Origin of the sequence: Trinickia violacea (genome assembly GCF_005280735.1) — a bacterium.
Classification (GTDB): Bacteria; Pseudomonadota; Gammaproteobacteria; order Burkholderiales; family Burkholderiaceae; genus Trinickia_A; species Trinickia_A violacea.
The window spans coordinates 1,996,742-2,018,138 of sequence record NZ_CP040078.1; the positions used below are offsets into that span (position 1 = coordinate 1,996,742).

The window sequence follows — 21,397 nt, forward strand, 5'->3', positions numbered from 1 at the left end:
TTGCCTCGTGAGTCCTGGGAGCGGGGTAACGCGCAAACGCTAGAAATTGACGCCGAGAAACGTTTCGATTTTAGTCGCAAGGTAGTCGAGCCGTGCTTCGTCGAGACCGGGAAATACGCCGACCCAGAAGGTGTTGTTCATGACGATATCCGTGTTGGTCAGATCGGCGCTCACGCGATAGTGACGGCCGATCATGTAGGGCTGGCGGGTCAGGTTGCCTGCGAACAGCAGGCGCGTGCCGATCTTTTCCTGGTCGAGGTAGGTGAGCAGATCGACGCGGCGCACGTCGGCTTCCGGGCGGAGGGTGATCGGGAAGCCGAACCACGACGGATCGGAGTTGGGCGTGGCTTCGGGAAGAATGAGCCAATCCTCGCAGGACGTCAGCCGGCCGGACAGGTAGGCGAAATTGCGGCGGCGCGCTTCGATGAACGACGCAGCGCGTTCGAGCTGCGCGAGGCCGCATGCGGCCTGCATGTCCGTAATCTTGAGGTTGTAGCCCAGGTGAGAATACGTGTACTTGTGATCGTAGCCCTCGGGCAAATCGCCGAGCTTCCAGCAGAAGCGCTTGGTGCAGGTGTTGTCCTTGCCTGGCGCGCAGTAGCAGTCTCGCCCCCAATCGCGGAACGACGCGGCGATATCCTTGAGTTCGTAGCTATTCGTAAAGACTGCGCCGCCTTCGCCCATCGTGATGTGATGCGCGGGATAAAAGCTGAGCGTGCCGATATCGCCGAAGGTGCCGACGAGCTTGCCGTCATACGTGGAGCCGAGCGCATCGCAGCAGTCTTCGATCAGCCACAGGTTGTACTTCCTGCACAACGCGACGATCGCGTCGAGGTTGAACGGATTGCCGAGCGTATGGGCCAGCATGATCGCCTTCGTTTTCGGGCTGATGGCCGCTTCCACCTTCGATGCGTCGATGTTGTAGTTGCCGAGCGCTACGTCCACGAATACCGGCACCGCACCGAACTGCAGGATGGGATTGACCGTGGTCGGGAAGCCTGCCGCCACGCCGATGACTTCGTCTCCCTGGCGGATCGCGCGTTCGCCGAGCTTTGGCGAGGTCAGCGTCGAAAAGGCAACCAAGTTTGCAGACGAGCCAGAATTCACGGTGATCGCGTGGTCCACCCCTATGAACGCCGCGAGCCGCTTCTCGAACGCGTCGTTGAACCGGCCGGCGGTGAGCCAGCCGTCGAGACACGCATCGACCATCGTGACCATCTCGCGGGGGCCCATCACCTTGCCCGACGGCGGCACGGTAGAGACGCCCGGCGCGAAGAGCGGCGGCTTGGTGGCAAGCGCGCCGTATTCGTTGACCAACTGCAGGATCTGAGTGCGAAGCGATTCCAGGTTCGTAGTCATGAGTCGAGGTAGGCGCGAATTTGGGAGTGACTCAAAGCCTGCATGTCGGCTTCGCTAAGGAAAGCCGCGTGCCATTCGACGATCTTGTCGATCGCTTGTGAAAGGCGCCAGCGAGGTTTCCAACCTAGCAAGCCACGTGCCTTGGAACAGTCGAGCTTGAGCGCGTTCGCTTCATGCACCTGCTGAGTGTCGTGCTGTTCCCAGCGGGCGCCGGGTCCCCATTGCGATGCGAAGCGCTCGACGATCCAACGGACCGGCTGCGTATCGGCATCGTCGGGGCCGAAGTTCCAGGCGCCGGCATACTTCGGGCCGTCAGCCAGCAGTCCTTCTGCTAACTGCAGGTATCCGCCAAGCGGCTCGAGTACATGCTGCCAAGGCCGTATCGAGTTCGGATTGCGAATCGCCACGGCTCTTCCCGACGACAGCGAACGCAGAATATCGGGAACCAGCCGGTCTTGGGCCCAATCGCCGCCTCCGATCACGTTGCCTGCGCGCGCGCTTGCCACTGCAACGCCGTGCCGCAGGTAATCGGCGGGATTGAAGAAACTATTGCGATACGACTCGGTAATGAGTTCGGCACACGCCTTGCTATTGCTATAGGGATCGAAGCCGCCCATGCGGTCGTTTTCCCGATAGCCCCATAACCATTCGAGATTTTCGTAGCACTTGTCGCTCGTCACGTTGATGACGGCTCGCACGGAGTCGGTACGCCGCACGGCTTCCAGCAAGTTGACTGTGCCCATCAGATTCGTCGAATAGGTCTCGACCGGAGCCTCATAGGAGCGGCCGACCAAAGGCTGCGCCGCCATATGAATGATGGTTTCCGGACGGCACGATTGAACAGCGTCGAAGAGCTTGTCGTAGTCGCGAATATCGCCGACGACCGAGTGCATCGAATCGCCGACCCTGGCGACCTCGAAGAGGCTCGGCGTAGTGGGCGGCGGCAACGCGTATCCGCTGACGTCAGCGCCCAACTCCTGAAGCCAGAGACACAGCCAGCTTCCCTTGAACCCGGTATGCCCGGTGACAAGCACACGCTTGCCGCGCCAGAATGAATCGCTTACGCCCATGTTTTCCATGGCGCATTGCCTGAAGACCAGAGCTGTTCGAGGTAAGTCTTGTCTCGCAATGTGTCCATCGGCTGCCAGAAATCGCGATGAAACCACGTCTGAAGTTCGCCTTCGGCTGCCAACCTTTCCAGCGGTTCAGCCTCCCATAGCGTGTCGTCGCCCCGTATGTAGTCGATCACCTTTGGGTTGAGGATGAAAAATCCGCCATTGATCCAGGACCCGTCGCCGCGCGGTTTTTCGCGAAAGCTGCGGACGACGTGCCCTTCCAGGTCCAGTGCGCCGAAGCGCCCAGGCTGTTGGGTTGCCGTAAGCGTGGCAAGCTTGCCGCTCGTCCGGTGAAATTCGATAGCCGCGGTGATATTGATATTGCCCACGCCGTCTCCATACGTGAAGCAGAAGTCATCTTCCCCGAGGTAGTCACGGACGCGTTTTAAGCGTCCACCGGTCATGGTTTGTTCACCGGTGTCGACTAGCGTGACACGCCAGGACTCGGCGCTGTTCTGGTGAACGTCCATCTTGTTGTTGCGCATGTCGAGCGTGATGTCGGACATGTGCAGAAAGTAGTTCGCGAAGTACTCTTTGATGACGTACCCCTTATAGCCGCAACACACGATGAAATCGTTGATCCCATGCTGGGAATAGATCTTCATGATGTGCCATAGGATCGGTCTGCCACCGATTTCGACCATGGGCTTTGGCTTAAGAGACGTCTCTTCGGATATCCGGGTACCTAGTCCACCTGCAAGCAGAACTGCTTTCATGTCTCATGGTGTCCTCATAATTCCGGAGCAAGTAAGATAGCGCAATAAGGGGATGAAAGGCTAGCGCTGTCTTAGCGAATTGGGATTCGTAACCCTCTGTTTGACGATGGTTGACGGGTGTCACGCCGTCTATGAGAAATCTGGAACCGGGGGCAGGGAAAATTCGACGATCCTATGCATGCCGAATGAATATTTTGCGGATATGAAAGTCAACTTGCTTTAAGTTTTAGGTAAATTCGATCTGTCGCTCTTGTCGGCATCGATCTTTTTTCCGATATCTGATGTTGCATTTATGCAGAATGCATCAGGCAATCTCCAGCGAAATTACCGCGGCGCTACTGAAATTCGGGGATGAGGAACGTTCGGAAATCGAAGGAAGCGGGAACGCTGGGAAAGTAATCGGGAGGAGCGCCGCACATGCCGAGATACCTTGCATCCCACGCCTGATCTGTCTTCCGCTCTAGGCGAAAGTGCTTTTGCGACGAGCACTGAGTGTTGGTGTTGTCGAGGTTGGACACGGTCTGCCATTCGATGCTTAGGCGATCGCCGTCGATCTTGCAAATCTTCCCTTGCAGCAGCAACTTTGATGTTTGCGTTCCGCATACCTCTGGCCGCGCGTCAGAAGGCGAAAACGCAAGCGCAACCTGACTTCCAGGTCGAAAGTACTTTAATGGGTTGCTAAGAAAGCCTTGACCGATTTCATCGGTGGCTGCCGCTCCGTACATCTGTACGAACATGTTCAACGCGCGCCGCTTGTTCAACTTCGTTGCCAAGCCGAGAGACTGAGCCACTTGCAGCGTGTCGTCTCGCATCAAGACGGACCGAAGGCTTTCGGGATCGTCAGCAAGAACGGCCTCAGTTGCCGCAGAGTGGTTTGAGGTATTCAGAAGGTAGGAATTGGGCTGATATCCCAAGAGCAGCTTGGTGACTTCAGTGTCACCGGAGCGTATCGCTTGCATCAATGGCGTGTCACCGTGTGCGTCCTGGGTATTTTGTCTGGCCCCTTTCGTGATGAGCAACCGAATCAGCGGCGGATAGTGCGCTGGAACCGCTCTCGTCAAATCGTCGTTGTAGTCGTACTGGGCAAAGGCTGTGGCGGAAAAGGAAGTGAACGTGACGAGCGCCGCAAGATAAGCGATTTTCATGCCGATGTTCCCAATGCGGATCGGGTGACTTCTCGACCAACCTTGCGAAAAGGCGTTTCGATAAAGCGATATGTCAATTCAGCGAGGCAAATGGCAGTTAACAAAAATGCGGCAAATTGCAACGCATAGCCGACGCGTGTCAGCTTGAGGGCATCGGGAACAGACTCATAGAGCCGGAAGTACAGGTCGTTATAGACATAGATGACCAACATATGACCGAGATAGAGTGAGTAGGATCGCGCGCCGATGTACTCCAGAGCGGTCGATACGATGGGGATCGGAAGGATCCAGCCTCGCTCGAGCGAGGCCAGTGCGACGAGAATGACCGACACCGCTGCGTAGCTGCAAAACGCAGCGTTTGAAACGGAGAAGTACAACTCACCCGTTGTGCCCTCTAGCACTTGGGTGTTCGTGACCCCAGGTAGAAGCGCCAGGAGTGCGCAAAGAGACAAGCCGATTAGCGTTTTCACTACCGGAAGACACTTCGGATTCAGCACGGCGAGTGCGACGCTTGGCAAAGATGACATGTCTCGCATTAGCGAGTCCGAGCGCCAAGCCAGTAGGCTTTTGTACTTCGGCGCGAGTAGCGCAAGAATCACGCCCAAGAAGAGTTCATCGAATCGCGTATGTGACAGATTAGCGATGTTGCCTGCGGTCAGCGGCCTCGCGATGAAGATGATAATGACGACACCCAGCCCGAGCGCGGCGAGCCGTCGTGAAGTACTGCCGCAAAGGACGAGGAGGAGGGGCGCGATGAGATAAAAGTGCTCCTCGATCGACAAGCTGTAATAGTGCGCGAGGTTGTGGGAGATTCCACCGTACACCATCGCATAGTTATAGATGCCGCCCGCGAATGCGATCCCCTCGCGAAAGATATCCTGCGGCTTAGCGAAATCGGCGATGCTGCCGGTCGCTGCCATGACCGTGGCGATCAGCCAGTAAAGCGCAATGTAGAAGAACGCGGACGGTGCAATCCGGAAAACGCGGCGAACATAAAATTCCACGATCGCACGTTGGCAGCTTTGCAAACGTTCGAGCGCGCTTGAGCCGAGGGAGGCGGGCAAGGTCCGGAGAAACGAAGCGGTGACGACAAATCCGGAGATGACGAAGAACAGGTCGACACCGGTGAAAGTCGAATACAGGAATGGGCTAACGAGCTGTTTGAATGGGGCGTGAACGAGGATCGTAAGCAGAACCGCGATGGCGCGAAGGCGTTCAATTTCGAGGTTCTTGCGAATGGTCATCGCTAGCGGTCCGGGAAAGGTGGGCGCATCCGTGACGGCCGATTGTACGCGCGACAGACTCTTAGGTGTGGCTCCCAAAGGGAAAGTTGTCGCTTGTTGGCGATATGAGGGCGACTGATGCGCGCCGTGTCATCTGATATCTCATAGCTGCACGAATTTTGCTTAAGCAGTCGTGCCTGACCGCATGAACATTCGCAAGACCGCGGCTCGAGCCGGCTTTTCCAGCGTTCGATAGATCAGGGCTGAGAGCATCAATGTGACGGCAAGAAACGCGATGCATCGGCCGACAATCATTGGAACATGCTTTGAGATGTCAGTGTCCGGGCTAACGGTGAACAAGGGGAAAAGGTCGGTGTGGACGAAGTAGAGCGAGTAGCTGATCTCGCCCACCAACATAAAGGGAGCAAATGACAAGATCTTCGCTGCGAGCCCGCGCTCGCGGCTCAAGAGATAAATAGCGGGCGGCACCGAGGCCGCGTATCCGAAGTGTATGGCCGTGCCCTCGAACAGAAGGGGCGCGGATATTCCGATCTCGCTAAGAAAGGACACCGCGATATACAGAAGGCTACTCATCCCGATCAGAAGCCCTAGCCGGTCCGCATGAATCGACACGCTACGTTGCCGGCGCGCGAGCCAGATCTCCGCAATACCCATGCCTGCAAAGAACTCAAAGCAACGCCCGTATGGGCAGTAATAGACTAGCCACGAATAAACGCTAAGAGATCTCGATTCGCCGAGCCTTGTTGCGATCCAGTGCTGCACTGTCCCCGAATCGGAAACGATGACGAAGAGGCCGCGCGCGGCTATCGACGCGATCACGATCAAGAGCCCGCGCGAGAGGGAGGGCGTGCTGTTTCCTCGGGCCAGGATAAGCGGAATAAAAAGCACGTAAAAGAACAACTCCGCGCTGACCGACCAGGCAGGGTTGCCGAAATACTGGGACGCAGTGACATTGACGCCATTGATAACGGCATAAAACCAGGATTGCATGCCGACGAGGTAGATCGGGAGGGTTGTCACGTATAGCGATGCACTGGACGCATCCCCGCTCGCGACGGATCGCGCCATGTTCAGTGCGAAATTGACCAGCACGTAGGCGATCATCAGCGGATAGAGACGGGCAATGCGCGCGAATATGAAATGGAGGACGCCCTCTGAACGGTTGGCGGAGATCCGATGAGCGTAGTTGTAGTACATCACGAAGCCGCTGAGCACAAAGAATGTCGTCATGCCGAGGATGCCGGTTTTGATCAGCGCCGGCTTGGCGGCCGTCACTCCTAACGGAAGCATCAGAAGTGTCATGTGATTGATCACGATGAGCAGGGCTGCGATACCTCTAAGACTTGTCAATGGATGGATCGTCGGTCGCATTGCGTGTGCTGGCGGGCGAGGCGGTTGTCGAGCTTGTTGAGCCTGGTGACCGGCCCGATGAGACAACGGTAGCGAAAAGACTATACCTCGCTGATTGCCATTCGTCGCCACTCTGTGAGGCGGAAACGGACTAACACTGCATCACCTTGGCCAGCCTCTTTAGTGCGGCATCGATATCTTCCGCACTGATCCCGCCATACCCGAACAGCAGCCCATGCCGTGCCGGCTGGCTCGCATAGAACGCCGCGATTCCATAAAGACCGATCGACGCCTCGGCCGCGGCCGCGATCAACGGGCCTTCTTCGATGCCGTTCTTCAACAGCGCCGTCATATGGATTCCCGCTGCGGGAACCAGCGGCTCGAACCAAGGCGCGAGGTCGCCGCTCAGATGCGCGATCAGTACGCTGCGCCGCGCCTCGTATTGCTTGCGGATGCGTCGCAGATGCCGCGCGAAATCGCCGTCGAGCATGAAGCGCGCGAGCGCGGTTTGCGTGAGCGTCGTCGTATGCCAGTCGCCGATCTGCTTGGCTTTTTGAAGCGCCGGATTCAGCGAGCGCGGCGGTATCACGTAGCCCACGCGCAGCTCGGGAAAAATCGTCTTCGAAAACGTGCCGACATACGCCACGACCCCCGCACGATCGAGACTCTTCAACGATTCCATCGGCCGGCCTTCGAAGCGGAATTCGCCGTCGTAGTCGTCTTCGACGATCACCGCGCGGTGCCGCTGCGCCCATTCGAGCAGCTCGACGCGCCGCTCGAGGCTCATCGGCATGCCGAGCGGAAATTGATGCGACGGCGTGACGTAGACGAGCCGCGCATCTTTGGGCAAGTCCGCTACGACGAGACCTTGTGCATCGACGCGCACGCCGGCCACTTTCGCGCCGAGCGCCGCAAAGGCGGCCCGCGCGGGCGGATAGCCGGGATCTTCGACGGCGACGACATCGCCCGGCTTGATGCACACGCGCGCAAGCAGATCGAGCGCCTGCTGCGCGCCTTGCGTGACGATCACGTCTTGCCAGCTGCAGGCGACTGAGCGGCTGAACGCGACATAGCGCGCCACCGCGAGGCGCAATTCCTGTTCGCCGGCCGGGTCGCGATAGTGGCCGCGGCTTTTCGCTTGCATTCGCAACGCGTGGCCGAATGCGCGGCGCCAGGCATCGAAGGGGAATTGCGTTTTATCGGTGACGCCGCCCATGAAATCGAACGGCAATGGCGGATGCGGCGTGGGCATCGACAGCGATTCCGGCACTTCCGACCACACCGAGTAGGCCTGAAGGAGCGTGTCGCCGACCTCGATGTCGGGCGAGCGCTTTTCGGCTACCGGCAAGTGTTGCGGCGCCCGTGTGAGGCCGTCGGCGACGAACGTGCCGTCGCCCTGTTGGGCGCGCAGATAGCCCTCGGTGATCAAGCGCTCGAAGACTTCCAGCGTCGTCTTGCGCGACACGCCGAGTTGGGTGGCGAGTTCGCGCGTCGATGGCAGGCGCTGCCCGCCGGCGAGCCGTCCGTCGATGATGCCGGCCCGAAGTTGCCGGTAGATCTGGCCGGTCAAGTCCTGGCGGTCGTGGAGGCGGATGATCGGTATGTCCATTGCAGCGGTGATCTGGATTCGGAGAACAGGGAGGGTTTGCGGCACGCCGTCTCGCGGACGGCTTGCTTTGGTTGGCTTTGATTAAGCGGCGTGCGTCGTGTGCTTGATTTTCGAGAAGAAGTCCGCAACGAACGCCAACGCAAGCGCGACGGCTCCGCACAGGAACACGAGCAGGTAGTCGTTGTGAAAGTGCGAGAACAGATACGAATAGCCATAGCCGCCCAGCGCCTGAAACAGCGCGAAGGCGGTGGTCGCCCGGCTCCATGCCGCGCGTTGTTCGTGGTGGTCGTGCGGGACGAGTTCGTGGATGCGTCCGAGCACGAGCGGCACGATGCCGGGCGTGAAGATGCCGAGGATCACGGTGGCGGTGCCGATCAGCACCGCGTTGCCCGAGAAAGCCAGCAGCGCGACTGCCACGGCCTGCAGGGCGAGCCCCCAGCGATAGGCATTGCCGAACCCGATCCGGTCGCCGACGTTCCCGCAAATCAGGGGGCCGACGATCGCGGCGAGGCCATACAGCACCCAGTAGCTCGCGCCGACCCCGGGCCCGCGCCCGAGACCGCGCGCGACGTAGTCGACGAGCAGAATCATCGCCGGGACGAGGCCGAGCGCATTCGCGGCGTACTGGCCATACAGCACGCGCATCGTGAGACCGCCGTGCCGATGCGCGAGGTGCGGCGCGGCGGCGTGCGGCGCCGGCGCGGGCGGATTCGAGGCGGGCCAGCCGAACCAGCTCACGGCGGTGAGCACGAGCGCAACCACGCCGAGGCCCAGCCACGTCTCGCGCAAGCCGTAGTGCAGGAGCTTCGGCACGAGCGTGCCGGACGCGGCGATGCCGAGACCGAGCCCCAGAAAGATCAGGCCGCCCACGAAGCCGCGGCGCGGCGCCGGAATATGCGGGAGGATCGACGTGGCCACGAGCACCATGATCGCGCCGCCGGAAATACCCGAGAGCAGCCGCCAGACGAAGAACCACGTCACCGAGAGCGGATACGCGCACGCGAAGAACGCCGCGGTGACGACCACCATCAGCCAGCGCAAGGCGGTGCGGTTCGAGAGCTTGGCCGCAACCGGACGGCCCGCGAGCGCGCCGATCAGATAACCCGCGAAGTTCGCTGCGCCGAGCGTGACCGCCTCCGAGGAGCTGAACCAGTTCGCCTGAATCAGCGACGGAATGAGCGGCGTATACGCGAAGCGAGCGAGGCCGATGGCGACGAGGCTGCCGCACAGCCCGGCGAGCGTTGCGAACCACGCGCGGGCGTCCAGCGACGAGGATTCGCGCCCGTGGGCGGCGGATTGAAGTGAAGGCACGACCCCCTCCTAATGCAGCCACCTGAGCGCTACGCAGGTGTCTTGCGGAACGCGATGGCGAAGCGGTTCCAGCTATTGATCGTCGCGACGAGCAGCGTCAGATCGACGATCTCCGCGTCGCTGAAATGCGGCCTGACGACTTCCCAAACCGAATCGGGCACGTGCTCGATCGAAACCAGCGTGAGCGCCTCGGTCCACGCCAGCGCGGCGCGCTCGCGGTCCGTGAAGAACGGCGTTTCGCGCCAGACCACGACGGTGGCGAGGCGTCGATCGGTTTCGCCGCCCTTGCGCGCATCGGCCGTGTGCTGGTCGACGCAGTACGCGCAGCCGTTGATCTGCGAAGCGCGCAGCCGTACCAGCTCGGTCAGCGACTTTTCGAGCGACGATTTGGCGATCTGCTCTTCGAGCGCGAGCATGGCTTTGACGGCGTGCGGGTTGGCTTTGTAGAAGTCGAGGCGAAGTTTCATGATGAATGGGCTCCTGAAAGGGTGATCGGGTTGAATCCGGGTTGGAACACGCGACACCCTTAAAGATTAAGCGCCAAACTGGCATTCGCAAATGACCGATTTTTCGTATTTCCAGGTAACCAGTTGCCCGGGCCGTTGCCAACGAGCAACGGCCTAGGCAACTGTCGCGCCGGCTATTCGATCGCCGCCGCCGGGCCGAAGAACTCATAGCGGCTTTGCGATTCGGGCACGCCGATCGCCTTCAGATGACGCTTGACCGCCTTCATGAACGCAATCGGCCCAAGGAAGTACACGTCGACATCGCGCGTTTGCGGCAGCCAGCGCTTGAGGAGCGTCTCGTCGAGATAGCCGATCGCGTGCGCTTCCTGATCGCCGTCGCGGCGTTCCTCATAGCAGTAGAAACGCTTCAGTTGCGGGTGACGCGCGGCGAGCTTGTCGATCGTTTCGCGGAACGCGTGGACGCCGCCATGCCGCGCAGCGTGAATGAAATGCACGGGGCGATGGGTGCCGAGCGCCGCCTGCAGCATCGCAAGCGTCGGCGTGATGCCGACGCCGCCGCTGATCAACACGAGCGGCTTGTCGCTGTCTTCGAGCGTGAAGTCGCCGGACGGCGCGAAGAGTTCGAGCGAAGCGCCTTCGCCGACTTGCTCGTGCAGGAAGTTCGAGACCTTGCCGTTGGGCTCGCGCTTCACGCTGATCCGGTATTCCTGGCCGTTGGCCGCCGCGGAAAGCGAATAGTTGCGACGCACTTCCTCGCCGTCGATCACGAGCTTCAAGCCGATATATTGGCCGGGATGAAACTCGAGCAGTTCGCCCCCGTCGGCGGGGCGCAGGTAGAACGACGTGATCTCGTCGCTTTCCTTGATCTTGCGGGCGACGCGGAACTCGCGCGTGCCGCGCCAGCCGCCCGGCGCGTGTTCCTTTTCCGCGTAGGTCTTTTCTTCGAGGCCGATCAGGAGGTCGGCGAGCTGGCCATAAGCCGCTGCCCAAGCGTCGATCACGGCATCGGTGGCGATCTCCGCGCCGAGCACTTCGCGAATCGCGCGCAGCAGGCACTTGCCGACGATCGGATAATGCTCGGGCAGGATGTTCAGCGCGACGTGCTTGTTGACGATCTGCGAAACGAGGCCGCCGAGCTGTTCGAGCTGATCGATATGGCGCGCGTACATGAGCACGCCGTTGGCGAGCGCGCGCGGCTGCGCGCCGCTTGCCTGGTGCGTCTGGTTGAAAAGCGGGCGCACTTCAGGGTACTCGCCCAGCATCATTCCGTAGAAGTGCGTGATGAGCGCTTCGCCGCCGCTCTCGAGCAGCGGCACGGTGGCTTTGACGATGGCACGGTGTTCGGCGGATAGCATCTTGTAGTGTCCTTGTGGAAGTTGACAGGTGGCTGGAAGCTCGCCAGCGCTGTCTATATCCACGAACTGTGCCAGAATAAAAGACTCGATTAATCAACGTCTTATTAATTCGCATGGTCGATCCGACGATAGTCAAAACGACTGCTAGTGAAGTCAAATTGACTGCGCGCGCACTGCTCGATACGCTGGCGCCGCTGATGCAGGACCTCTCGCACGACTTGCCGGATACGGAGCGCTACCGGCGTCTGCTGCAGAGCCTGCGCGCGCTGTTTCCGGGCGACGCGGCCGCGCTGCTGCGTCTCGACGGCGACACGCTCGTGCCGCTCGCCATCGACGGTCTGTCGAGCGACACGCTCGGCAGGCGCTTTCGCGTCAGCGACCATCCTCGCTTTGCGCAACTGCTCTCGAGCGACGAACCGACGCGTTTTGCGGCCGATTCCGATTTGCCCGATCCGTACGACGGCCTGGTGCAAGGCATCGCCGGCAAGCTGGAGGTGCACGACTGCCTGGGTTGTCCGTTGTTCATCGGCGGGAGGCCGTGGGGCCTCCTGACGCTCGATGCGCTCGATCCAGCCCAATTCGACGCGCTCGACATGCCGGCATTGCAGGCATTCATGAGTCTCGCGGCGGCGACGGTCAGCGTCGTCGAGCGCATCGAAACGCTCGAGCGCACCGGCGAGGAAGAACGCAGCCGCGCCGAGGAAGCGTTCCGGCAAGCGAGCGGGCAGCACCGCCGCGATTTCATCGGCAGCAGCGATGCGTACAAGCGGCTGCTCGAAGAGATCGAAATCGTGGCCGCGAGCGATCTGACCGTGCTCGTGACCGGCGAGACCGGCGTCGGCAAGGAGCTGGTGGCGAACTCGATCCATGCGTTGTCGGCGCGCGCGGGCAAGCCGCTGATCAGCCTGAATTGCGCGGCGCTGCCCGACACGCTCGTCGAAAGCGAGTTGTTCGGGCACGTTCGCGGCGCGTACTCCGGCGCCTCGTCGGATCGACGCGGCAAGTTCGAGCTTGCGCATGGCGGCACGATCTTTCTCGACGAAGTCGGCGAACTGTCGCTGACGGTCCAGGCGAAGCTCCTGCGCGTCATGCAGAACGGCCAGCTGCAACGGCTTGGCTCGGATAGCGAGCACAAGGTCGACGTGCGTGTGATTGCCGCCACGAATCGCGATCTTGCCGAAGAGGTCAGGGCGGGGCGCTTTCGCGCGGACTTCTACCATCGTCTGAGCGTCTATCCGCTGCGGGTGCCGCCGTTGCGTGAGCGAGGCCGCGACATCCTATTGCTCGCCGGCTTCTTCCTCGAAGAAAACCGCAGCCGGCTCGGCCTGCTCAGCGTGCGTCTGTCGGCCGATGCGCAGGCGGCCCTGCTGCGTTATTCGTGGCCCGGCAATGTGCGCGAGCTGGAGCATTTGATCGGACGCAGCGCGCTCAAGGCATTGGCGGCGCAGCGCGAGCGTCCGCGCATCCTGACGTTGACGGCGGCCGATCTTGCGCTATCCGATACGCCCGATGCGTCCGGCAAGCCGCCGCTCGCCGACGAACCCGAAGCCGTCGAAAAGGACTTCCGCACCTCGGTCGCAGACTTCGAGCGCAAGACGGTTCTCGCTGCGCTCGTGCGTCACAAGCAGAATTGGGCCGCTACGGCGCGCGAGCTCGGCCTAGATCCGGCGAATTTGAATCGATTGGCAAAGCGGCTTGGATTGAAATGACATCGTGCTGTCAATGAGGTGGCTTGCTGGTTTTAGCGGACAACTGGTCACCTTCAGTGGCCAGAAAATTGTCTTGAACTGGTTCTATGACCCTAGCTGCCGAATGTTTAGACTTGTCCACCTTGCAAGGCGGGCCCTCTTAATCCAAGGCGCGTCTTATTGCAATAGCCAATTAAGAAACTTCGTCCAAAGCGAAAAAAATTCTTGCCTTGCTTGATCTGCCTCACATAATTACTTTTCGTGTAGAAGACCGGTCACATGATTCGTGTAGGCTTTGCGGGCTTATCGAATCAGCAGGTTTGCGGGTGCAGTAGGCCGCGCGGTTCGCGCGGCAGATAAAGCGAATAAAACAATAGGATCGCTCCTGACATGCAATCCGTACGAGGAATCCGGTGAAGAATCGAATCGCCTCTTTGATTGGCGCACTCTTGGCGTCGTGCACGTTCTTAACGACGCCGGCATTGGCCGCCGGCCCGGTTGCCGAGAAAGCGCCGGATACGATGGAGGCACGCGTGATGGGCTGCGCGGCCTGTCACGGCGCGCATGGCCAAGGCACCGATAACGATTACTTCCCGCGCCTGGCCGGCAAACCTGCCGGCTATCTCTACAACCAGCTGATAGCGTTTCGCGACGGCCAGCGCAAATACCCGCCGATGAATTATCTGCTGGCGTATCTGCCCGATGCCTACTTGAAGCAGATCGCCGAGTACTTCGCGAGCCAACGCCCGCCGTTTCCACCGCTGCCGGCGCCCACGGTCGACGCCGCAGCGCTCGAGCACGGCAAGTCGCTTGCGACCGGCGGCGAGCAATCGCGCGGCGTGCCTGCGTGCGCGAGCTGCCACGGTGCGGCGCTGACCGGCATGGCGCCCGCGATCCCCGGCTTGCTCGGCCTGCATGCCGACTACCTGAGCGCACAGCTGGGCGCGTTCCGCTACGGCACGCGTCACGCGGCGAGCCCCGATTGCATGCACCAGATCGCCACGCGTCTCTCCGACAGCGATATCACCGCGATCGCCGCGTGGCTCGCCTCGCTGCCTGCGCCTGCGAACCCGGCGCCTGTCGCTGCCGGCTCCTTGAAGCTGCCGCTCGCGTGCGGCAGCGTTCCCAACTAACCGAGGCCCCTCCGTGCACAGCGTGCTTAGTCATCGCTACTTCAAGGCCAAGGCGTTTGCTGCGCTGACCGCGCTTGCCACGCTGACGTGTGGCGGCATGCTCTGGCTCGGCGTGCCGCGAGCGCAAGCGCAAGCGCAAACGCCGGCGCCCGCGAGCGCCGACGCGCAAGTCATCGCGCGCGGCGAAACCCTCGCGCGCGCAGGCGACTGCATCGCGTGCCATACGATTCCGGGCAAGCAGCTCTTCGGCGGCGGACGCCCGATGGCCACGCCGTTCGGCACGCTCTATTCGCCCAACATCTCGTCGGACAAGGAAACCGGCATCGGCACTTGGACTGCCGACGAGTTCTACCGGATGCTGCACGAAGGCAGGTCCAAAGACGGCGATCTGTTGTACCCCGCGATGCCCTACGCGTCGTACACAAAGGTGACGCGCGCGGACTCCGATGCGATCTACGCGTACCTGATGTCGACGCCGCCGGTCCACCAGCCCAACCGCCCGCACGAGCTGCGTTTCCCGTTCAACCAGCGCCAATTGCTGCTCGGCTGGCGCACGCTCTTCTTCCGAGCCGGCGAATACCAGCCGGACCCGTCGCAATCGGTCGAATGGAACCGCGGCGCGTATCTCGTGCAAGGGCTCGGCCACTGCACGATGTGCCACACGGAGATCAACGCGCTCGGCGGCAATACGAAGTCGAAGGAGTTCCAGGGCGGGCTGATCCCGATCCAGGACTGGTATGCGCCGTCGCTGACCTCCAACAAGGAAGCGGGCCTCGGCGACTGGAGCATCGACGATATCGTCGGCCTGCTGCATGCCGGCGTTTCGAACCGCGGCGCGGTGTATGGACCGATGGCCGAAGTCGTCTACGACAGCTTCCAGTACTTGAGCGAAGACGACGTGCGCGCCGTGGCCGTCTATCTCAAGGCGTTGCCGGGGCATACGAGCGAAGTCAGCAGCGAGGCTCCCACCACCGCCATGACCGAAGAGAAGAACCGGCTCGCTCCGCTCGGCAAGAAGATTTACGACGCGCAGTGCGCGGTGTGCCACGCGGACCAAGGGCAAGGCAAGCTGCCGAACTTCCCGCCGCTCGCGAACAATCAGTCGATCCAGATGACCTCGTCGGTCAATCCGATCCGGATGGTGCTGAACGGCGGCTACGCGCCGGGCACGATGAAGAACCCGATGCCGTACGGCATGCCGCCGTTCGCGCAGTCGCTCTCGGATGCCGAGATCGCAGCGGTCGTCACTTATATCCGCACGGCCTGGGGCAATCACGGCACGCCGGTCACGGAGAAGGAAGTCAACACGCTGCGCTCGGCGACCATCTTCTGAATCTGAGGACGCGATGATCAATACCCCTGTCCCCAAGAACGGCAGCGAACCCCCTGAAGCCGAGCGCGTCGACGAGATCGTGCGCCGCGGACCGCGCGGCGCGATCGCGGTGGCCGGCATCGCGACGGCCATCGTGATCGGCCTGTGGTACGCGTTCTACTTCCTCGTGTTCCTGCCGCGCGGCTTCATTCAATGAACGGCTCATTCATCTAACCAGACGGCACTATGTCGAACCCAACCGTTCCCGATCCGCACGCCTCCGCCAAAGTCGCCGAAAGCATCGAGCGGCGCTGGGCGTTCCTCGCGGTGCTGCTCATCGCGAGCACCATCGCGGTAGTGATCTTCACCGGCCTGCGCTGGTCGGCGATGCCGCCTTCGCGCGTCGAGACCATCAGCCCGGAAACGCTCAACGTCTCGGGCGAATTCGTCGAGAGCAACTTGGGCAGCGCGGTGGAGCCCGACGGCTCGGTGACGGTGCGCATCGTCGCGCAGCAATACTCGTTCACACCGCAGTGCCTGTTGGTGCCGGCCGGCGTGCCGATCACGTTTCGCGCGACGAGCGCCGATGTCGTGCATGGCTTTCTCGTGACGAACACCAACATCAACTCGATGGTCGAGCCCGGCTATATCGCCACCTTCAGGACCACTTTCGCGCAGCCGGGCGATCACCTGATGCCGTGCCACGAGTATTGCGGCACGGGGCACCAGGGGATGTGGGCGCACGTGAAGGTCATCGACAAAGACGCATTCATGCAAATGGCGGCCGCATCAAGGAGACTCAGTTGTGTTAAATAACAAGCGGCTCGTGCTCTCGCATTTCTGGCTCGCGTTCGGCGTGTTCGGCGTCGCGCTTCTGCTCGGCGCCTGGCAGATGGTTGTGCGCAGTCCGCTGCATCCGTGGCTGCAGAACCCCGAGATCTACTACCGCTCGGTGACCGAGCACGGCACCGTGATGGGCTATGTGTTCCCGACGCTCATCGCAATGGGCTTCGGCTACGCGGTGACGGAGCTGTCTCTGAAGCGCACGCTCGTGGGCGCGCGCTGGGCGTGGGTGGGGTTCTGGCTGGTGGCGGTGGGCGCCGTGATGGCGTCGATCACGGTGGCGCTCGGGCTCGCCTCGGTGCTCTACACGTTCTATCCGCCGATGATCGGCAACGTGTTCTATTACCTTGGCGTCGTGCTGGTGGTGGTGGGCTCGTGGATCTGGGTGGCGCTGATGTCGGTGAATCTGGCGGCATGGAAGCGCGACAACCGCGGCAAGCCTGTGCCGCTGCCGATGTTCGCGACCGTGGCAGGTTCGTACCTGTGGGGCTGGACCGCGGTGGGCGCGGCGATCGAAATCCTCTTTCAGATCTTGCCGGCCGCGTTCGGGTGGAAGACGACCATCGACGCGGGCCTCGCGCGCGTGTTCTTCTCGTGGACGCTGCACGCCATCGTCTACTTCTGGCTGATGCCCGCGTATATCGCTTACTACACGATCGTGCCGCGCGCGATCGGCGGCCGCCTGTACAGCGATACGATGGCGCGCATCTCGTTCATCCTGTTCCTCGTGGTGGCGATGCCGATCGGCATTCACCACCTGTTTGCCGATCCGCAGGTGGGCTCGGGCTTCAAGTTCCTGCAATCGGTGTTCACGGCGCTCGTGGCCGTACCGACGTTGTTGACCGTGTTCACGATCTGCGCCTCGGTGGAGATTGCCGCCCGTCTGCGCGGCGGCAAGGGCGCATTCGGCTGGCTTAGCGCGCTGCCGTGGGACAACCCGCAGATGCTGGCGCTTGCGCTCTCGTTCGTGATGCTCGGCTTCGGCGGCGCGGGCGGCCTCATCAACATGAGCTACCAGCTCGACTCGACGATTCACAACACCCAGTGGATCACCGGTCACTTCCATCTGATCTACGCGGGCGCGATTGTCATCATGTACTTCGCGATCGCCTACGACTTATGGCCGCAAATCACGGGCCGCGCAATGACGAACTGGAAGCTCATGCGCCTGCAGCTGTGGCTGTGGTTCATCGGCATGATCGTGCTGACGTTCCCGTGGCACTGGGTCGGCATTCTGGGCATGCCGAGGCGCATGGCGTATTACGACTACACCGACCCGGAGATCGCCGCGCAAGCGATCTGGGTGGTGATGTCGGCAATCGGCGGGCTCATTCTCGTGCTCTCGGCGATTCTGTTCTTCGTGGTGCTGATCCAAGGGCATCGCAGCCAAGCCGAGACGCCTGAGGAATACCGCTTCAGCACGGCGGTGCACGAGCCGCGCACGGTGCCGGTGGCGCTCAACAGCTTCGCGCTGTGGCTCACGCTGATGGTCGCGCTGACGGTGCTCAACTACGGCTATCCGATTGCGCAGTTGATGGCGAGGGGCGACACCGTGCCCGTGATTCCGATTGGAGCCCAGCGATGAGCGAAGAACGCCTGTTCTCGTTGCGCAACCCGTGGTTCAGGGCGAGCGTCGGCGCCACGGCGGTGGTGTTCGTGTTCAGCGTGGTCGTGGGCTTCGTGTGGTTGCCGTCGGCGCAGCGCGACGCGCAGTTCCAGGGGCTCTGGAATGCGATCTGCAGCGCGGCGGGCGTGCCGCAGCAGTGGCTCGCCAACGACGCGCCGGTTGCACCTCAAGTGCCGTTGAGCAAGGTCGAGGTGACGCCGCAATTGCTCGCGGGAGCGACGGCATCGTCGATCGGACGCGGCGCGACGCTCGCGCTGCGCTGCACGATGTGCCATGGCGAGCGAGGCATGAGCGGAGCGAGCTCGCCGAATCTGGCGGGCCAGTATGCGATCGTGGTCTACAAGCAGTTGCAGGATTTCCAGAGCGGGGCGCGCACGAACGCCGTCATGTCGCCGATGGCCTTGAACCTGAGCGATCAGGACATGCGCGACCTGGCGGCGTATTACGCAACGCTGCCGCGTCCGGCTGCGGGCCAAGGGCTCGATCTGGCCGACGCGCCCGGCATCGTCGTGCACGGTGCGCCGCTGCGCAATATTCCGGCGTGCGCGGCCTGCCATGGCGGCATCGATCACACAGCGGGCAGCCCCTGGCTCGACGGCTTGCCGGCTGCGTATACGCAGGCGCAGTTGCAGGCGTTTGCATCGGGCGCGCGGCGCAACGATATTTCAGGGCAGATGCGCAACATCGCGCGCAACATGACGCCCGACGAAATGGTTGCGGCCGCAACCTTTTACGCGCAAAGCACGAAGCGGTAACTTCTCCCCAGCAGCGTTGTCGCCGCGGAAATTCCTTCCGCGGCGAACGTCCGCGCTCGTCTGACATGTAATTGTTTGTAAATGGCAGATCGGCTTCACGGACGAGACTCAATCGGCATTCACATTACCTCCGCGGTTGCTCATTTCCGAAAACAAACCAACGAGGTCGTGAATGAAAGAGTTCAGGAGGTGGTCTGCTAAAAGCGCTGCAATCGGCGCGGGCGTGCTGGCGCTGGCCGGTATGCAAGCACCGGTTCAAGCGCACGAGATGAAAGAGGCGAAGCACGTGCTTCTTATCAGTTTCGACGGTCTGCACGAACAGGACGTGGCGCGCTGCATCGGCGCGAACACGTGCCCGAATCTCGCGCTCTTGGCGAAATCGGGCGTGACGTATACGAACGCGCACACGCCGGGTCTGTCCGATTCGTTTCCGGGTCTCGCCGCGCTCTTGACCGGCGGCTCGCCGAAGTCAGCGGGTCTCTTCTATGACGTGTCCTACGACCGTACGCTCTATGCCCCGTCCGATACGACTTGCTCCGGCAAGCAGGGATGGAACGTCGTGTTCGATGAAACGACGGGCATCGATGCGGAAAACGGCGGCGCGCTCACCCACCTCGACGGCGGCGGCAAGTTCAACCCGCAAGCCATTCCGAACGCGATGATCGGCGGTGTCTGCACGCCGGTGTATCCGCACAACTATGTGAAGACGAACACGGTCTTCGAAGTCGTCAAAGAGCACATTCGCGGCGCGCGCACGGCATGGGCCGACAAGCATGCGTGGGGCTACGACTGGGTGAACGGGCCGTCGGGGCAGGGCGTCGACGATCTCGCGCGCACCGAGATCAATTCGATCGACCCCGCCACCGGTACGGACTACCTCGACAGCTACACGCACACCGAGAAGTTCGATGACTACCACGTGCAGGCGCTGATCAACGAGATCGACGGCAAGGACTCGACCGGCACGACGAGCGCACCGGTGCCGACGGTGTTCGGCACGAACTTCCAGACGCTGAGCGTGGCCCAGAAGGCCACGGTCGCGACGGGAGGCGGCTACCTCGACGCGGACTTCACGCCGGGCCCGAAGGTCACGGGCGCGATTGCCTACCTCGACGAATCGCTCGGCCGCGTCGTGGCCGAGCTGAAGCAGCGTGACCTTTATAAGTCGACGGTCATCATCGTGACGGCCAAGCACGGCCAGTCGCCGACGGACCATACGAAGCTCGTCAAGAACGGCGACACGCTCACGAAGCAGCTCGAAACCAATAACTATCTGGACCCGAACGGCAACTTCGGCCAGAACAATACGAAAACGGGCAACTTGAATGACGGCAGCGGTCTCGTCGACACGGGCTTCGTGCAGACCGACGACGTCGGCCTGATCTGGCTGCGCGACCGCAGCCAGCTGCGCTCGGTGGTCGCCACGCTGAACGCCAACCGGAGCTGCAACGCGCCGGGCATCTGCGCGGACGGTTCGCAGGCGTACATCCTGTACGGCAACGCGCTGTCGTCGCGCTTCGGCGATCCGGCGCAGGGCCGCACGCCCGACATCATCGTGCAGCCGAATCCGGGCGTGATCTATACGTCGAGCAAGACGAAGGATGAAGAGCACGGCGGCAACGCACCCAACGACAGCCATCTCGGTCTCGTCGTGTCGTTCGCGGGGCTGCCGCATGCCGGCCGCACCGTGTCCGACTATGTGCTGACGACGCAAGTGGCGCCGACGATCCTGCGTGCGCTCGATCTCGAGCCGGAACTGTTGCACTCGGTCGCGCTGGAAGGCACGCAGGCCCTGCCGGGCCTGGGCGTCGCACACAACTGAGCATGGCTTAGCGGCTTGAATTAGGGCCGCTGTTTGGAGGGCCGCGCTGGTGGCTAACGCCAGCGCGGTCCTCGTCGTATTGCACCTCGTTTCTCGGGTTCTCCCTTGTAGGAAAGCGCCGACAGCGCGAAGCCGTGTACTACGCGAACTTCGGCGCGGGCTGATTTAAAGAGCGAGGAGACTGTCCAATACTGTGCTCAAGAGAACAGTCTTTCCGCACGCTCCGTTGGCCAAGACACTGCAAACGGACGTTCGATGAGGCTTACTTCTCCCGTGCGCCTGAAAGCGGATCGAGCGGATCGAGTGGACCGGCAGCGCGACGTCTTCCTTTCTTGACCAGAACGGGGAACACCATGAGCCTCATTGCGCGGGACCTGATCGAACTTCAACGCCTCGCCCTCGGCGGCGCGGGCGCCTTGACCCTCCATCTGCTGCGCGAGCTGGCGGCGAACCTGATCGCCCCCGGCGTTGCGGATGTACGGGACGGCTGCTAAATAAGCCGCTCGCCAACGCAAACGTTTGGCGAGCCAAGGTGGTGTGCAATGC

The 21,397-nt window shown here is 61.8% G+C and carries 19 protein-coding genes; 9 read left to right on the plus strand and 10 right to left on the minus strand.

All coding sequences use genetic code 11. From position 1 onward, the window contains the following. Window positions 1-39: 39 nt before the first annotated feature. The 10 genes from rfbH to hmpA all read right to left on the minus strand — a co-directional run bounded on the left by rfbH (window position 40) and on the right by hmpA (window position 11,671). Complete coding sequence (rfbH, locus tag FAZ95_RS31115) at window positions 40-1,359, minus strand: lipopolysaccharide biosynthesis protein RfbH (protein ID WP_137336265.1); 1,320 nt, start codon at window positions 1,357-1,359, stop codon at window positions 40-42. After that, window positions 1,356-2,438 carry a CDP-glucose 4,6-dehydratase gene (gene rfbG, locus FAZ95_RS31120; RefSeq protein WP_137336266.1) on the minus strand — a complete coding sequence of 361 codons (1,083 nt, stop codon included), beginning with the start codon at window positions 2,436-2,438 and terminating at the stop codon, window positions 1,356-1,358. Before rfbG ends, rfbH begins: the two co-directional genes overlap by 4 nt. Further along, the gene (rfbF, locus tag FAZ95_RS31125) at window positions 2,420-3,190 is read right to left on the minus strand and encodes a glucose-1-phosphate cytidylyltransferase (RefSeq protein WP_137336267.1); all 771 of its coding nucleotides are present in this window, start codon (window positions 3,188-3,190) and stop codon (window positions 2,420-2,422) included. The genes rfbG and rfbF overlap by 19 nt, the downstream gene beginning before the upstream one ends. A gap of 335 nt (window positions 3,191-3,525) precedes the next feature. Then, entirely contained in the window at window positions 3,526-4,335 is an 810-nt protein-coding gene (locus tag FAZ95_RS31130) for an ankyrin repeat domain-containing protein (RefSeq protein WP_137336268.1), read from the minus strand. Continuing rightward, complete coding sequence (locus FAZ95_RS31135; RefSeq protein WP_137336269.1) at window positions 4,332-5,579, minus strand: acyltransferase family protein; 1,248 nt, start codon at window positions 5,577-5,579, stop codon at window positions 4,332-4,334. Before FAZ95_RS31135 ends, FAZ95_RS31130 begins: the two co-directional genes overlap by 4 nt. Before the next feature lie 162 nt (window positions 5,580-5,741). Beyond that, a complete protein-coding gene (locus tag FAZ95_RS31140) occupies window positions 5,742-6,950 on the minus strand; it encodes an acyltransferase family protein (protein ID WP_137336270.1) in 1,209 nt (402 codons plus the stop codon). Window positions 6,951-7,080: 130 nt separating this feature from the next. Then, on the minus strand, window positions 7,081-8,538 hold the full coding sequence (gene pdxR, locus FAZ95_RS31145) for a MocR-like pyridoxine biosynthesis transcription factor PdxR (protein WP_137336271.1): 1,458 nt from the start codon (window positions 8,536-8,538) through the stop codon (window positions 7,081-7,083). An 81-nt stretch (window positions 8,539-8,619) separates the two neighbouring features. Further along, window positions 8,620-9,849 carry a YbfB/YjiJ family MFS transporter gene (locus FAZ95_RS31150; protein ID WP_137336272.1) on the minus strand — a complete coding sequence of 410 codons (1,230 nt, stop codon included), beginning with the start codon at window positions 9,847-9,849 and terminating at the stop codon, window positions 8,620-8,622. A gap of 29 nt (window positions 9,850-9,878) precedes the next feature. Beyond that, a complete protein-coding gene (locus FAZ95_RS31155; RefSeq protein ID WP_137336273.1) occupies window positions 9,879-10,316 on the minus strand; it encodes a carboxymuconolactone decarboxylase family protein in 438 nt (145 codons plus the stop codon). 173 nt (window positions 10,317-10,489) lie between these two features. Next, complete coding sequence (gene hmpA / locus FAZ95_RS31160; protein ID WP_137336274.1) at window positions 10,490-11,671, minus strand: NO-inducible flavohemoprotein; 1,182 nt, start codon at window positions 11,669-11,671, stop codon at window positions 10,490-10,492. Window positions 11,672-11,784: 113 nt separating this feature from the next. Here hmpA and norR point away from each other — a divergent pair, with 113 nt between their 5' ends. The 9 genes from norR to FAZ95_RS31205 all read left to right on the plus strand — a co-directional run bounded on the left by norR (window position 11,785) and on the right by FAZ95_RS31205 (window position 21,345). Further along, window positions 11,785-13,380: a nitric oxide reductase transcriptional regulator NorR gene (norR, locus tag FAZ95_RS31165; protein ID WP_137336275.1), complete on the plus strand. Its 1,596-nt coding sequence runs from the start codon at window positions 11,785-11,787 to the stop codon at window positions 13,378-13,380. Window positions 13,381-13,784: 404 nt separating this feature from the next. Further along, window positions 13,785-14,492: a c-type cytochrome gene (locus tag FAZ95_RS31170; RefSeq protein ID WP_496543834.1), complete on the plus strand. Its 708-nt coding sequence runs from the start codon at window positions 13,785-13,787 to the stop codon at window positions 14,490-14,492. 97 nt (window positions 14,493-14,589) lie between these two features. Then, the gene (locus FAZ95_RS31175) at window positions 14,590-15,825 is read left to right on the plus strand and encodes a c-type cytochrome (protein WP_137337690.1); all 1,236 of its coding nucleotides are present in this window, start codon (window positions 14,590-14,592) and stop codon (window positions 15,823-15,825) included. 13 nt (window positions 15,826-15,838) lie between these two features. Beyond that, window positions 15,839-16,021 carry a hypothetical protein gene (locus tag FAZ95_RS31180; protein WP_137336276.1) on the plus strand — a complete coding sequence of 61 codons (183 nt, stop codon included), beginning with the start codon at window positions 15,839-15,841 and terminating at the stop codon, window positions 16,019-16,021. 29 nt (window positions 16,022-16,050) lie between these two features. Then, window positions 16,051-16,620 carry a cupredoxin domain-containing protein gene (locus FAZ95_RS31185; protein ID WP_137336277.1) on the plus strand — a complete coding sequence of 190 codons (570 nt, stop codon included), beginning with the start codon at window positions 16,051-16,053 and terminating at the stop codon, window positions 16,618-16,620. Continuing rightward, window positions 16,610-18,232 carry a b(o/a)3-type cytochrome-c oxidase subunit 1 gene (locus FAZ95_RS31190; RefSeq protein ID WP_137336278.1) on the plus strand — a complete coding sequence of 541 codons (1,623 nt, stop codon included), beginning with the start codon at window positions 16,610-16,612 and terminating at the stop codon, window positions 18,230-18,232. The genes FAZ95_RS31185 and FAZ95_RS31190 overlap by 11 nt, the downstream gene beginning before the upstream one ends. Continuing rightward, window positions 18,229-19,029: a c-type cytochrome gene (locus FAZ95_RS31195; protein ID WP_137336279.1), complete on the plus strand. Its 801-nt coding sequence runs from the start codon at window positions 18,229-18,231 to the stop codon at window positions 19,027-19,029. The genes FAZ95_RS31190 and FAZ95_RS31195 overlap by 4 nt, the downstream gene beginning before the upstream one ends. 172 nt (window positions 19,030-19,201) lie before the next feature. Further along, a complete protein-coding gene (locus FAZ95_RS31200) occupies window positions 19,202-20,851 on the plus strand; it encodes an alkaline phosphatase family protein (RefSeq protein WP_137336280.1) in 1,650 nt (549 codons plus the stop codon). 353 nt (window positions 20,852-21,204) lie between these two features. Beyond that, window positions 21,205-21,345 (plus strand): hypothetical protein, encoded by a 141-nt coding sequence (locus tag FAZ95_RS31205; protein WP_137336281.1) that lies wholly within the window; start codon window positions 21,205-21,207, stop codon window positions 21,343-21,345. Window positions 21,346-21,397 lie beyond the last annotated feature (52 nt).